Origin of the sequence: Rothia dentocariosa ATCC 17931, assembly GCF_000164695.2 — a bacterium.
Taxonomy (GTDB): Bacteria; Actinomycetota; Actinomycetes; order Actinomycetales; family Micrococcaceae; genus Rothia; species Rothia dentocariosa.
In genome coordinates, this window is sequence record NC_014643.1 from 199,786 (window position 1) to 213,235 (window position 13,450).

15 protein-coding genes and 1 pseudogene are annotated in these 13,450 nt (G+C 51.1%); 4 read left to right on the top strand and 12 right to left on the bottom strand.

Annotated elements, in window-relative coordinates; genetic code table 11:
- The first annotated feature begins 117 nt into the window (after window positions 1-117).
- Together HMPREF0733_RS00850 and HMPREF0733_RS00855 are read left to right on the top strand one after the other, a co-directional pair.
- Window positions 118-933, top strand: a complete 816-nt coding sequence (locus tag HMPREF0733_RS00850; RefSeq protein WP_013397522.1) for a class I SAM-dependent methyltransferase — start codon at window positions 118-120, stop codon at window positions 931-933.
- 376 nt (window positions 934-1,309) lie between these two features.
- Window positions 1,310-1,567, top strand: coding sequence for a GlsB/YeaQ/YmgE family stress response membrane protein (locus HMPREF0733_RS00855; protein ID WP_037231102.1), 258 nt, complete (start codon window positions 1,310-1,312; stop codon window positions 1,565-1,567).
- 139 nt (window positions 1,568-1,706) lie between these two features.
- On the opposite strand, the gene HMPREF0733_RS00860 is transcribed toward HMPREF0733_RS00855, so the two are convergent.
- From HMPREF0733_RS00860 to HMPREF0733_RS00890, 7 genes and pseudogenes are all read right to left on the bottom strand, one after another.
- A complete protein-coding gene (locus HMPREF0733_RS00860) occupies window positions 1,707-2,078 on the bottom strand; it encodes a type II toxin-antitoxin system VapC family toxin (protein WP_013397524.1) in 372 nt (123 codons plus the stop codon).
- Window positions 2,075-2,272, bottom strand: a complete 198-nt coding sequence (locus HMPREF0733_RS00865; protein WP_013397525.1) for a type II toxin-antitoxin system VapB family antitoxin — start codon at window positions 2,270-2,272, stop codon at window positions 2,075-2,077. Before HMPREF0733_RS00865 ends, HMPREF0733_RS00860 begins: the two co-directional genes overlap by 4 nt.
- A gap of 66 nt (window positions 2,273-2,338) precedes the next feature.
- A pseudogene (locus tag HMPREF0733_RS00870) lies at window positions 2,339-2,971 on the bottom strand (class I SAM-dependent methyltransferase); the annotation flags it as partial.
- Between the two features lie 97 nt (window positions 2,972-3,068).
- Entirely contained in the window at window positions 3,069-3,530 is a 462-nt protein-coding gene (locus HMPREF0733_RS00875; RefSeq protein ID WP_013397527.1) for a DUF2867 domain-containing protein, read from the bottom strand.
- Window positions 3,531-3,641: 111 nt separating this feature from the next.
- Entirely contained in the window at window positions 3,642-3,869 is a 228-nt protein-coding gene (locus HMPREF0733_RS00880) for a YdeI/OmpD-associated family protein (RefSeq protein WP_013397528.1), read from the bottom strand.
- Window positions 3,870-4,095: 226 nt separating this feature from the next.
- A complete protein-coding gene (locus HMPREF0733_RS00885; protein ID WP_041321837.1) occupies window positions 4,096-4,827 on the bottom strand; it encodes a hypothetical protein in 732 nt (243 codons plus the stop codon).
- Window positions 4,828-5,270: 443 nt separating this feature from the next.
- Complete coding sequence (locus tag HMPREF0733_RS00890; RefSeq protein ID WP_238382308.1) at window positions 5,271-6,038, bottom strand: protein RtoA (Ratio-A); 768 nt, start codon at window positions 6,036-6,038, stop codon at window positions 5,271-5,273.
- A gap of 390 nt (window positions 6,039-6,428) precedes the next feature.
- Here HMPREF0733_RS00890 and HMPREF0733_RS00895 point away from each other — a divergent pair, with 390 nt between their 5' ends.
- Window positions 6,429-6,641: a TOBE domain-containing protein gene (locus HMPREF0733_RS00895; RefSeq protein WP_013397532.1), complete on the top strand. Its 213-nt coding sequence runs from the start codon at window positions 6,429-6,431 to the stop codon at window positions 6,639-6,641.
- A 181-nt stretch (window positions 6,642-6,822) separates the two neighbouring features.
- Here HMPREF0733_RS00895 and HMPREF0733_RS00900 read toward each other — a convergent pair whose 3' ends face one another.
- From HMPREF0733_RS00900 to ychF, 5 genes are all read right to left on the bottom strand, one after another.
- Window positions 6,823-7,866: a hypothetical protein gene (locus HMPREF0733_RS00900; protein WP_244864772.1), complete on the bottom strand. Its 1,044-nt coding sequence runs from the start codon at window positions 7,864-7,866 to the stop codon at window positions 6,823-6,825.
- Between the two features lie 203 nt (window positions 7,867-8,069).
- Window positions 8,070-9,200, bottom strand: a complete 1,131-nt coding sequence (locus tag HMPREF0733_RS10690) for a hypothetical protein (RefSeq protein WP_049775413.1) — start codon at window positions 9,198-9,200, stop codon at window positions 8,070-8,072.
- 140 nt (window positions 9,201-9,340) lie between these two features.
- Complete coding sequence (locus HMPREF0733_RS11095) at window positions 9,341-9,508, bottom strand: hypothetical protein (RefSeq protein ID WP_013397535.1); 168 nt, start codon at window positions 9,506-9,508, stop codon at window positions 9,341-9,343.
- A 727-nt stretch (window positions 9,509-10,235) separates the two neighbouring features.
- Window positions 10,236-11,084 carry a hypothetical protein gene (locus HMPREF0733_RS00910; RefSeq protein ID WP_218915832.1) on the bottom strand — a complete coding sequence of 283 codons (849 nt, stop codon included), beginning with the start codon at window positions 11,082-11,084 and terminating at the stop codon, window positions 10,236-10,238.
- Between the two features lie 9 nt (window positions 11,085-11,093).
- Window positions 11,094-12,179: a redox-regulated ATPase YchF gene (gene ychF, locus HMPREF0733_RS00915; RefSeq protein ID WP_013397539.1), complete on the bottom strand. Its 1,086-nt coding sequence runs from the start codon at window positions 12,177-12,179 to the stop codon at window positions 11,094-11,096.
- Window positions 12,180-12,512: 333 nt separating this feature from the next.
- Between ychF and HMPREF0733_RS00920 the strand changes: the two genes are divergently transcribed.
- Window positions 12,513-13,448, top strand: coding sequence for an ABC transporter ATP-binding protein (locus HMPREF0733_RS00920; RefSeq protein ID WP_013397540.1), 936 nt, complete (start codon window positions 12,513-12,515; stop codon window positions 13,446-13,448).
- Window positions 13,449-13,450: the final 2 nt, after the last annotated feature.

The window sequence follows — 13,450 nt, forward strand, 5'->3', positions numbered from 1 at the left end:
CTCAATCTTGCGCCGCCGCATAAAAACCTTTGGAAAAGACCCTAAAAATAAAGGTTCTCGCGCGGTATACTAAGGATAAGCTAACCTCCTCGTCAAAGCTGAAAGGGACCTTTTCCTATGCTGAAAATCGAAGATGCCATCAGCGAGACCTTGCTTATCCCCCTATACATGAAGCACCTCGCCTCGCAACAGCCCGACCCAATCATCAAAGATGAGGCAGCGGGGCGCATCGTTTCGCAGTTAGACTACAATTTCTCTAAATTTGATAACATTATTCACACCGTTGTCGGCACCGCGATTCGCTCAGATTACTTTGACCGACTGGCGGCCGATTTTATTAAGCGCCAGCCTAACCCGGTGATCGTTAATGTTGGATGCGGTCTAGACAGCCGCCGGGAACGCATCGGTGAAATCGCGCAGAACGTGCCGTTTTACAGCCTAGATTTACCCGATGTGATGACTTTGCGTATAAAGTTGCTGCCCCCGCAAGGCAGTGAAGTTTTCCTGGGAACCTCAGCCTTCGACGCGGGTTGGATGGACGAGCTGAACGATCTGCAGCCGAATGCCCAATTTCTGTTCGTGATTGAAGGCATGATGATGTACTTTGACCGTTACACGGTACGCGCTTTGTTCCGCGATCTTGCGCAGCGTTTTCACGGCAGTGAGATCGCGTTCGACGTCATAAACTCGTGGATGGTTACGCATTCCGATCAGCACGAAGCACTTAAGCACTCCCGCGCGCGATTCGTTTTTGGATGCGACGACGATCATGAACCCGAGCGTTGGGCTCATAACCTTCGCTTGGTGAGCGCTAAACGGCTGATGACAGACTTTCCGGCGTGGAAGAAGAGCGGGGCACTGTCTGCCATGATAGCGCGGCGTTTACCATTCCTGAAGGAATCCTTCCGTATGCTCCACTACCGGATAGACTAACCCTGCGTATTTCAAGCGTCATCAGATTATTCTTCCTGCACAAGCAGGATCCGGCGATTTACCCGCCGGGGCACTATTTCAAGCGCAGCAGGAAATAAACCGCATTCCGAAAATGGGTGAGGTAACAAGCCAGAACCCGTTGCCTTTTAGCGCGTCTTACCCCAGCTGCTCTTTTCTGCTCCTGGGGTTATAGCTTCGCAGGCTCCGCATAGTATACAATCCGGGTTGGAACCGCATACACATATAGTTTACCCATCAAGTAATTTGTACTGTACAATTGAGGGTTCATATGCGATAACCACACATTATCGCTCGTGTGCAAAGTCTATGGAACTCTGCGCAGTATATGACTCATCCAAACCGCAAGGAGGTATCTATGGGTCAGCTTATTGGGATGATTATTGCGGGTGCTATTATTGGCGCCCTTGCCCGCCTGTTCATGAAGGGTCAGCAGAATATTTCTATTCTTTGGACCATCATCTTGGGTGCTGTCGGCGCATTTGTCGGAGGCTGGGTAGCTGGTCTGCTTGGCGTTGCTGAAACCGCCGGTATCGACTGGATCCGCTGGATTCTTTCGATTATCGCCGCGATGGTCGCTATCTCCATCTACTTGAGCGTCACACACAAGAAGTAGCTTCTTCCACATTCTGCAAAAGCGGATCCTCGAACATTCTGTTTCGAGGATCCGCTTTTATTGTGTGTTATGGGTGCGCTAGTTAAAGACAGACTAAATCACCTCCTGTATTTGGCCAGAGCACAGATTAGGATGCGTATCATCCATCATTCTCGAACCGACACCCCAGGTCTTGTGCCACATCGCGCAAACGTTTGTCACGAGTCCACAGAGTAGTTCCTGGAACTACCACAACCGAGGCTAAAAGGTGCACATCAACAGCAGATAAACCGCGTCCCCACAGCTTACGTTTCTCGATAAACCACCGCACTTCGTGATCATCGACTGTGGGAAGTTGTTTTAGCTCGCTCAGGGCAGACAGGAACTCGTTCCGCTTTTTAAGAGACCCAAGAGCTAGTTCTGTAAGCACTAAATCATGACAGCAAATTTCATCACTCATCAGGAGCTCTGATAGTTCGGGCTCTGTACGATGCAGATGATCTATCCAAACATTGGTATCAACTAAAATCATGACTGCACATTTCGATGCCGCGGAGCCGCCTGGGCTTGAGGGTCGGAACCTCCTAATGCAGCGAGCAGACGCCCATTTTCGATACGTAATAGGGTTTCCATAGCCTCACGCACCAAGACTGAACGTTCTTCAATACCGGTTAGTTTCGCCACCTTAGCAACAACTTTTTCATCCAAGGTCACAGTTATACGCATAATAACCTCCACATCAGTAATATCATACTCATGGTGCGGATAATGATGCTGCCTTATTTTGCATATCTACCCCGTTGGCACCGCAGCCTCAAAAACCATAATCGGTTGAGTGCCATCAAAAGGGGTGCGGCACCAGTCACCCCATACGGCATGTATTTCAAATCCTGCATTCTGCAGCTGGTAGCCTAATGTCTTTTTATCTCGAAAAGTTAGGATACTCTCTTGGACCACAGTCTCTCCAGAGTCCATGAAGTGATAGTTAGTGCGGTGCAGAACCTGCCCATTATTATCAGGCGCAACCGCTTCTGACCATTCAGATATCAGTCCGTGCCGTGTAGAGCGAGTCGTAGTAGACGTAGTCCAACTTTCCCAGGCCCGACATGCTGGATTACGGCTCTCGAACGCGAGCATTCCACCTGAGCGCATTATACGATGTAGGTCATTCAAGGTCTTTTCCCACTGTGGGCTAGGGATGTGTTGCGCCACATTACCAGTCATCACTACCAAATCGAAGCCATGGTCGGGAGCATTTCGGCTATCCCCCAGAATCCACCGGATTTTGGAAGCACCGGGGCGACTGCGTGCGTACTCTAACATTGATGCTGACGGGTCTACACCGATAACAGCACGCCCCGATTGAGCTAAAGTTACGGTGAGTATGTCGGTACCGCATCCTAGGTCAAGGATTCTTTGGGCATTACGCCGATGAGCTAGAGAACGGTAATAATCATGGTCCGCCTTATTGGGGTTGTCTTCATCGTAGAATTCACCGTGCGAGGATCATAGCCTTTTGTGCTCACGGTTTTATCTCGACTTGACGCAGCATATAAGGCACCAGGATCTTATGGAAAGGCCAGATACATGTTAGGTACACCTTCCCCACAGCCGATTGAGGCTGAGCATGTGTTTCAATCCCGCCACGCGCAGACGTGCTGCCCTCCTCAGCAGCGGTAACCACGAATTTTGAGGAGAACTCTATATGCTTATCCTTATGGCCACCGATAACATGCTCATCGGTGACCTCAGTAAACGTAAAGGGGCCCGCTGATGAACCAACCGCGACCTCCAATTGAGTGGATTTCGTTGCGGGCTGTACTGTAAACCCCATTTTCTGTACAACACGGTTACGGACCCGCATTATCACACGAACCCACGGAGGGGTTGCAGATAAAAAGCGGTGGGTAAATTCCTGGGCGTCCCAACTAGCGGGTATCTGCACATAGTGACCATCAGAAAAGTTCATATCGTTAAATCGCATGTTCAAGGCTCCTAAACGTGCTCAGCGGACCTAAATAACGCAGGTAAAGGCGTATCGCCTACCCCTAGAGGGTGCGCAATACGCCTTAAGGTGCGTTTTTCAGGATACGGACTATTTGCGTGAGGCCTTATGTTCCTTGCCCATATAGATACCGCCCTGCGCCAGCTCGGTGAGCATTTGTTCGAGGCGCTCGATACGCATCGCCGGTGTCTTGGCGCGGTTGATCCAACCAATATAGTCGTTGCGCTGATACGCTGGTCGAGCCTTATAGTCGGTGCGTAACCCCGCGTTTTTCAGGGCCGCCGCAATATCTTTCGGCATAGTGTGTTGTTCGCGCATAAAGCCTCCTGAGGTGGGTGTTTATCGTGTACCTGTACTCCACGCTACCTGTAGCACGGTGGCAGGTTCAAGATTTCAGGTAAGCGCGAACTATACCGGGCAGTATTTTCCGCGGGTCACAGCACTCCTGAGGGTGGTTTTATTAGCTTTCACCTCACAGAGGCAGAGAGGTGCGCATCCTGCGATGGTTGAGGATGCGCGCCTAACCGTTTCTTTCAAAGGGGTATCAGCGTTTTGCAGGCTGAACCGCTCCCTTAGGGGTTACCGCATTCGAACCATTGGGCATCACGGGGGTTTCAGGCGTTCCACTTGGGGTCTCACGAGACGTTTCACCGTTCATCCTGACCTCGTAGGTACCGTTAGGTTGCACCTGTGAATTCTTATTGGAGCCGTTGGGCAGACCATTTTCATTTGTAATCCAGGATCCATCGGCACCCACCCAATCGGTGTTTCCGGTGGCTGGATTGCTCCGATCCCACGATCCATCGGAATACACCCTTACAATCTCACCGTCGGGTTCGGTTGCAGTCCAGGATCCGTCTTCAGCAACCTGCACATACCCTTCAGAACCGGGATTTTGGTTCGCTGTCTTTCCGGGGGCGCCCTGTTGTTGAGCTCCGCCGCCAGCGACACCGCCGTTAGCTCCAGCACCCTGGTCTGCCTGGGTGCCGCCTCCATTAGCGCCAGTACCGCCGTCACCCTGCACTGCACCATTACCAGAATTCTGTTCCGCACCTGCGCCACCGTTAGCGCCTGAACCGGAATTTCCAGATGTTCCACCGCCGTTATTCACAGCGTTGGAGCTTCCTGTGGAGCTAGAAGCACGAGATGAACTTGATGAAGAAGAAGCCGAGGACGAACTTGAAGAATCATTCGCACTATTTGAGCCGCATGCACTCAAAGCTAAGATGCCAGCAACAGCCAGAGATACGCATGCGGTAGCCTTCTTGGTAGTCATGATTCGCATCCTTTCTCCTGATAAATATCAACTGGTATTTTAACCGTCGCATAGCTCACATGTATTGTCAGGAATTTTCCAGATTTTGCAAATATTTTTACCACAAAATGCATTACACCCGTGTATTACACATTAAAGAAATTGAATTAGCTTATATATCTAAACTAAATTTTATTTATGAACGAATCAACTAACGATTATTAATATTTTGAAAAATCATAAATTTATACTGTCTCACATATTTCCAAGACGGTGGCTTCCACCGGTATAGAATTTTTAACATTCTCCCCCAACCCATAACCCGCGACGACGTTAGCCCCCCCTCCCCAAAAAAAATTCAGCGGGCGTGTACGCTGTGCACACAATAGGGTGCGCATCCTCAGGTATTGAGGATGCGCACCCGTTTCGCGCAAATCACTTTGCGAAAGTGTCCCTGCTGGTTATTACATGCCCGGCTTAGTGGGCTGTACCGGGTTTACTGCCGGGACTGCCTTCGGGTCAGGGAGTTTTCCAGGAGACACCGGGACAGCATTGCTGGGCATCTCAGGGGAAAGCTGACCGTCATAGGTAACCCGGTAGGTTCCGTCAGCCTCTACCCGGGCTACCGTGTGCCCGTCGGCATAGTTCTTAGTCCAAGAACCATCCGCCGCAACGGTACTGGTACCGTCTTCCCCAACGCTCGTCCAGCCACCGTCGCCGTCTACATGATACCGAGAACCCGTGGTATCAACGTAATCCCAGGAAGCTTCGCGGTGAATTACGTATTCGCCAGGGGTCAATGCGTTGGGGTTTTTCGTGACATTATGTTCATCATTCGCAGCATTCGCCCCTCCAGGATCGGCCTGTTGCTGCTGGGCACCGCCTTGGGCTTCAGCGCCCTGGTTCGCTTGTGCTCCGCCGTTGGTATCGGCGCCGGTTACACTGCCACTCTGTGCGCCAGTGCCGGAGTTTTGATCCGCCCCAGTGCCGTCTTCAGCACCAGAATTTGCTGCGCCGCCGTTAGCGCCTGAACCGGAGTTTGCGGAGTTTCCATCACCGCTGCTCACCGTGCCAGATCCACCGGCGCTAGCTGTCTTGGAGGCTGTTGTTGATGATGAAGATGATGGGGAAGAATTCGAAGCATTATTAGAGCTATTTGAACCACAGGCGCTCAAAGCCATAATGCCAGCAACAGCCAGGGATACATATACAGGTACCTTCGTGGTAGTCATAATTCGCATCCTTTCTCCTGATAAATATTCAGCTGGTATTTTAACCGTCGCATAAGCCCATGTGTATTGTCAGAAATTTTCCAGATTTTGCAAATATTTTTTATAACAGGGTGTAAATAAGTGGATATATTACATAATAAAGAATAGATATGTATTATAAAACTAAAATAACTCTTTCTCTAAACTTCTTACAATAAGAAATATTGAATATTTTATCTATGAAATATATGTGCTTGAGTTGGGTCTATCTAGGTATTACCCCGGCTTCGCATCGCCGGAATTAGCGTAAGCCCTGGGGGTTGAGAGTTACTACCCGCACAGGAAGATGCTTGCACAAACTAAGACATGTAACATGTAGGGGATATTCGTTTACTCTGGAAGGAACCGAGCATGAAGCTTTCTGCCCGTAACCAGCTCGCTGGCAAGGTTGTTGAGATTACTGAGGGTGCGACTAACGGCATCGTTAAGATTGAGATCGCTCCCGAGGTTGTTATCTCTGCGTCCATCACCAACGAGTCCATCAAGGAGCTGGGCCTGAAGGTTGGCGAGACCGCTTACGCAGTGATTAAGGCGTCCAACGTTATGGTTGGTGCTGACCACTAATCCCGGTCAATAGGGTTTAAACTCGGGCGGCTGCTTTTTGTGGCGCGCGAGGGTTAATAGGGCGGAGCCCCGCACTGTGTGTACAGTGCGGGGCTCCGTTTTTTATGTTTTTATCGTTTAGACGTTGAAGCGGAACTCCACCACGCCACGGCGTAATTCGACGTTTAGGGTAAGCGGTACCCTACGAGGAGAGATGCTCCTTCCGTTGCCCAACTTCTGTGGCAGCCGTTTCCAAGCTCTCCCCGTAGATTTCCCACAATTCAGGGCACTTTTCACTAATCCATTCAAATCCCTGACGGACATCATGGCTATCAGTTCCCCAGTTTCCTTCCGATTTAGGTACTGATTCAATTGCGAGAGCTAGTTTTTCAATCATCCGCATCGCTAAATGACCATCAACATCGGCAACCCATCCAACTGCTCTGATGAGCCAGGCAGCTGTAGCAGTGACACTGTCAGTCGATCCCTTAATTTCCCACTGGTTAAACGAGCTTAGGACACCTCGATGTAGCAGATAGGCGAGAGCTTGGGCAATCCCACCCCTCAGTTTTTCCACCTCATCCGCATTCGACGTCGCACCTCGGCGTCCCTTTTCCAAGTCTTTGACCGCGAGAAGGGCACCTGTCAGAACATTCAGCTTAAGACCACCGTGAGCCTGAGAATCAATCCTCTCAACCGCATGAAGAAGAGGACTCACTGCTTGGGGAAGAGCAAGAACCAGATCATAATAGAAGAAATGACCTGGACATTGTTTTTCTGCAGTCGGTCCCGTAACAAGCGCAACGATACGCGAGTCCTCAATCTTTGCTCCCTGTCTTTTTGCTTCCGCAATGAATTTAAGCAATCCGGGATAGGGCGGGTACCCGTCGCTTTCTGCATAACGGCGCTCAAACCCATCAACATAATTACTCACAGCGGCATCAGTCAGGTTATCTTGCGCTTTCGCACCGGTAGACGTTCCCGGAAGCGCAAGAGCAGGATTAGCACGGAGATGAGCGAGAAGGAAGTCCCGGTCCTCCTCCTTGTACTCAAGAATCTCCTTCCACAACACTTCCAAGTACCTGGCGTCTGAGGATTGAGTAACAATTCCCAGCAGCGCATCGCGTCGCTGGAGTTGAGAAACCAACGTTTGACGAGCAAGGATTTTGGCTTGCAACTCGCTGTCACGTTTTGCTTGTTTCGCTCCTGCCCTCCATAACACAATGGGGATGAGTGCAGTAGCCACAAAGGATGCTACACCCAAGAGAAGCATCGGGTCATCCCACGACAACCTGTTTAAAAGAGAATTCCACCAATCGATTATTATTTCTTACCTCCTAGACGCTGAATCGGAGCTCCACCACGTCACAGTTATAAGCCAGCGCTACTTTACTTTTCTTCACCATGAGATGTTATCCAAGTTCTGCATTCACACTTCACTACCATAAATTAAGATTCAGAAGATTTTTTAATATTATCGACATAGATTAGAAGACTTGTAACAAGCATAAGCGCTTGAATACAATTTTCCAATTTATACTGCCGACGCGAGACGCCATGAACACTCGCATGACGCGAGTATTCCGCTGGAGGTTCCTCACCTGCATGACCAAAAAATTTCATATGACTATTCCAGATCGGGGCAAACACAAACATATCCAAGAAATTCATATTCTTGATGAGCTGGGGCAGTTCGTCACCTTCCTTATGATTAGAAATCGCAGTACGTGTTTGCTTATTCAAGCCCCAAAAATTCTGATGCACAGTATCCAGCGTATTTGTAAATAGCGCCTGCGCTGCCTCAACATGACCGTTTTTCAGAGCCTTCAACCCAGCCAGAATAAAAAACTTCTTTTCCAATGCATATTTAGAAGAAATTTTATTTAGAACATTCTCACAGTCTTCAAAAATCGATTCTTGGTACTTAACTAGTATCTCCCTTCGGCTCGCCCCATTATCTGCTTCCACCAATTCAAGAACAGTACTCATTCTAGGCACAGCATACAAAGGAATCCCATCCCTCTTAGCCACTTTAAGCACCTGTTCTATAGTTATACTACTGCCAACTTCTATAAGATTTTCGGGGATTTTTTTAGGTAAACCCTTAAATAAGTTAAATACCTCTAGGGGAATTGTTTTATTTACAGAACCCAAAAAGTTATCAATTACTTCGCCTATTACATCAAGACTTGCAGAAAATTGATTGTTAAAGACAGGAATTTCAAAATTGATTGAATCGATTTTAGATAACGAAAGATTCTGAATAGCAGCTGAATCGATGAACCAGTTCTGCTTCTGAACTACTTTGATTAATTCTCTACACCGAGCAGCGTTCTGCTCTCGAAACGGCTTCAGAGCTTCCTCAAAATGAGTTGCGTATTGCCCCTGAAACGGTTTCAGAGCTTCCTGTAGCACAGGAATTTTCCGAGCATAAAAAATCTCAGATATACGATTAGACGTTCTCAATAGCTCTGACGAAATATGAATCTTTGCTGATCTGCTCCTCATTACATCAGTTTTTGATTTATCCGATACAGCAGGCTTACTGTTCTCTTCAACCGGTTCATTATTCATAATCATGTCGCCCTTCCTACCTTCTAAATTAAGGTATGTTGCATGTTCGTTTTGCATTTCTAGGGTACAAAAAATCCGGTGACAGCGAGATGATTTTCGTCATCCCTCCGTCACCGGATTTTCAAAGCCCTATCGACCCGTCAGATTTAGACGTTGAAGCGGAACTCCATCAAGTTCAAATCACCAACAGCTAGCCTGGGTATATCGGTGCCGCGAATGACAAAAGCGGGTGCATCCGAGACTGGATTCGGAGTCTCGGTACCCCACCCACCCCCGATGTGGTAGGAAACGCCACCATCAAACCTGACAGCCATGATCCGAGAACCCCGTTGATCGCCACGTCGACCTTGTCTCGAAGAACGTCAGAGTCGTCGCTGAGTTGAGGAACTCCTCATGTAGTCGTTGCAGGTCGCTCACGAATTCGGCGCCTGCTTTGTCGACGGCGCACTACCGCTGTAGTGGCAAGGGTAGAGGCTCCAGCCCTGGTCCTGGATATCGGAGCGGGTGGTGATCTTGCACCGGCCACCAACGTCGACGCACTGTACGCCAGCCACCATCACATCGACGGTGGCTAACGCGATAAGCTGCTGACGGATCTCGTTCTCAGACTATTCAGCGTCGCCCTCAAGCTGGGTGGGTAGTGGTACGAAGAGACACATCAGTTCGATAAGGGTAGAGCATTCGAGCTTCTGGCCCCCTCGTAGCAGGACGTCCTTGAGCTTGGGTCGGTCTCTTCGATACCCTTGGTCGCTAGTCAGCCCCTTTGCCAACATCCTTATCTTCTGACAGGTTGAACGGGTTGGATAGGCGAGACTCGTCGGACACATAGAGCACGGACTTCGCCCTGTAGTCCGCGATGGTAGCGGGGTTGCGCCTCGTGCTGCCAGACTCGACCACAGCAGAACTTGCTCTCTGCGTATGTCAAAAACACGAGGCCCAGCACTGGATCTCAGTATTGTACAGGTGTGTGCTTGGCGTTAGCACAAAGCTCATCTGCTGCGGTTCACAATGTCGCGCAGGCGTATGCGAGATCGAAGAATATCATTCCGCCTCCTCAATGGGAGACCCTTCCGAGTCGGGAAAGAGAATCGCGCGGCATTCATCATCGAGCATCTTTGCCATTTCATCACTCCCAAGATTAACCACAGGGGCGTCCTGCTCAGCTGAAGGTTCCGGATACTGCCCAAGGGGCGAAATCCGCTCCGGGCGTTTTGGTATCCGTGCATACCAGGAAGGCGGCTCAGTAAAGGGGGGTGTGAACTTACCCGGATCATCCCAGTAGTACGGCATATTGGCCTTAATATACGGCCATGACGCAGCATCCACAGCTGCTTGGAGTCGGCGAATCTCTTCGCGTTTCTCGGAATCTTCCTGTGCGGTTCTGGGAGGCGTAAGGAAAAATGATTCGAGCGCTGCTCCGAGGCGGTCATGACAGGCCAGGAGCTCTAAGAAATTCGTATCGGTATTTGGTGTCAGCGCAAGGATTGCCACCTGAGAATTATATGCTCGCAGGCACCGCAAAACCTCCTCTCGAACTTGCGCATCATAGAGATTCTGCCACGACATCCCCACGTGAGTGACAACATCCCAGCCCATATCAGCAGTCACCCGCACCGCATTGCCAGTCACAGGGGCCCGCTTTGAGCGTTCGCGCCTTAACGCAAACCAATTAACGAACCACGTGGTGAGCACGGCGAAGATCGTCATGGAGAACAGCGCCGTAATCATGGCATGGCCCAACGCGAATACCCGGAACTGGTCCCACAAGAGGTCAGCCAGCCCAACTCCCACCGCTAAAACGCACGCCACCACCGGCAGACGGTAATCCAGCAGCTTGGCCACCCTCACCCGAGTAAAGGACCTCACGCCCTCGTGCCTGACACGCCTCACTTCTTTCTCCTAGACGTTGAAGCGAAACTCAACCACATCACCGTCGGCCATGATGTAGTCTTTGCCTTCCATGCGGACTTTGCCGCGGGCTTTTGCTTCGTTCATGGAACCTGCCGCATCTAGATCATCGAAGGAAACAACCTCGGCCTTAATGAAGCCGCGTTCAAAATCGGAGTGGATCACGCCTGCCGCCTGCGGTGCCGTGTCGCCCTTATAGATCGTCCAGGCACGCGATTCCTTCGGGCCAGCCGTCAGATAGGTCTGCAGCCCCAGGGTTGAGAAGCCCACGCGAGCCAGCTTATCCAACCCCGATTCGTCCTGACCACTCATTTCCAGCATCTCGCGGGCCTCCTCCTCGGAAAGCTCCACCATGTCAGCCTCAAGTTTCGCGTCCAAGAAAACAGCTTCCGCCGGGGCCACCAGCTCACGCAGCTCGGCCTGCTTCTCCTCAGAAGCGAGCACGCCCTCATCCGCGTTAAACACGTAGATAAAAGGCTTAGCGGTCAGCAGGTTCAGCTCCTTCAAATGCGCCATCTCAAGCTTCTCGGCAGCCGCACGTGAGAAAATCGTGTTCCCATCCTCAAGAATCTGCTGCGCCTGCTTGTAAGTCTCCAGCTGGGCGGCATCGCCCTTCTTAATCTTCACGGCCTTCTCAAGGCGCGGAATCGCGTTCTCCAAAGTCTGCAAATCCGCCAGAATCAGCTCGGTATTAATGGTCTCCATATCGGAGGCAGGATCAACCTTGCCGTCCACGTGAATCACATCCGGGTCATCAAACGCGCGCACCACCTGCGCAATCGCGTGCGCCTCACGAATATTAGCCAGGAACTTATTCCCCAGCCCCTCACCCTCAGAAGCACCCTTCACAATACCCGCAATATCAACGAACGAGACGGTTGCGGGCAGGATACGCTCAGACCCGAAAATCTCGGCGAGCCGGTTCAGGCGGGCATCCGGCAGGTTCACCACACCAATATTCGGCTCAATCGTAGCGAACGGGTAGTTAGCCGCCAGCACCGTGTTGCGGGTGAGCGCGTTGAACAGGGTGGACTTGCCCACGTTAGGAAGACCGACAATGCCGATAGTCAGAGCCACAGAAAATCCTTCATAATGACGACGATAATTCGCCCACACCCCCGAGTGATACCAGGCGCAGGCACAGACAGTTAACATTCTACCGCGCGGGCGGTTACTCTGCGCTGAAGGGTGAGGCCCGGGTTCCTTCCCCGCCGGATACACGCCCGCCCTCCCCCGCTATTTTGCGGGTTATTTTGCATTGGGCGACTTAAATAACCGTCTGATGCACAATAACCCGCAAAATAGAACACCTCCGAGGCGGCGCATCCCCAAAAAACCATGACACCTGTCATAGGTATGTCATGACAGCACGCACTTATAGCACCCGGTACAAGCTGGTGTACTAGAAGCATGAACACGACAACAGTTATTCAGGCAGAGAATCTGACCCAGGTTTTCCGGGTTCCAGGCGGCACCCTCACTGCCGTCGATAATCTCGACCTCACCATCAGCAAGGGCGAAATTATAGCCCTGCTCGGCCCAAACGGGGCGGGCAAAACCACTCTCATTGATATGATTCTGGGGCTGACCGAGCCGGCGCGAGGAACCCTCACCGTGCAGGGTATCTCCCCTAAAAAGGCGGTGCAGCGCGGCGATATTGGGGCCGTTCTGCAAACCGGCGGGCTTCTCAAAGACCTGACCGTGCGACAAACCCTCGAAATGCTCGCCACGCTCTATCCCACCCGCATCGACATTGATAAGGTGCTTGCCAGCGCAGACCTGACCGAGCTGGCGCATCGTAAGGTCGGCAAATGCTCCGGCGGGCAGCAGCAGCGCATCCGGTTTGCTATCGCCACCATGCATGACCCTAATATCCTCATTCTGGATGAGCCCACCACCGGCATGGATGTTACCGCCCGCCGCACCTTCTGGGAACGCATGGATAAGCTCGCCGAAACCGGTAAAACCATTATCTTCGCAACCCACTACCTGGAAGAGGCTCAGAACTTCGCACAGCGCATTGTGCTCATGCGCGACGGCGCCATTATTGCCGATGGTACGTCCGAAGAAATCCGTGACCTTACCGGATACCGGCACGTGAGCTTCCTGGCGGATGCGCCCCTCGCCTTTGACGATCTACCGCATCAGCAGGTCGAAATTACCCAGGAAAACGGCAAATACCGCCACCGACTGAACATCTCGGATGCCGAAGATTTCGTGCGGCTTCTGCTCAACACACAGGTTGTGAGTGACCTTGAAATCGTGAAGCCCTCCATGGACGAATCCTTCATGCTCCTCACCTCAGACACCGAATCAGCCGCATCTAGCGCCACAAAGGAGTCCTAGAC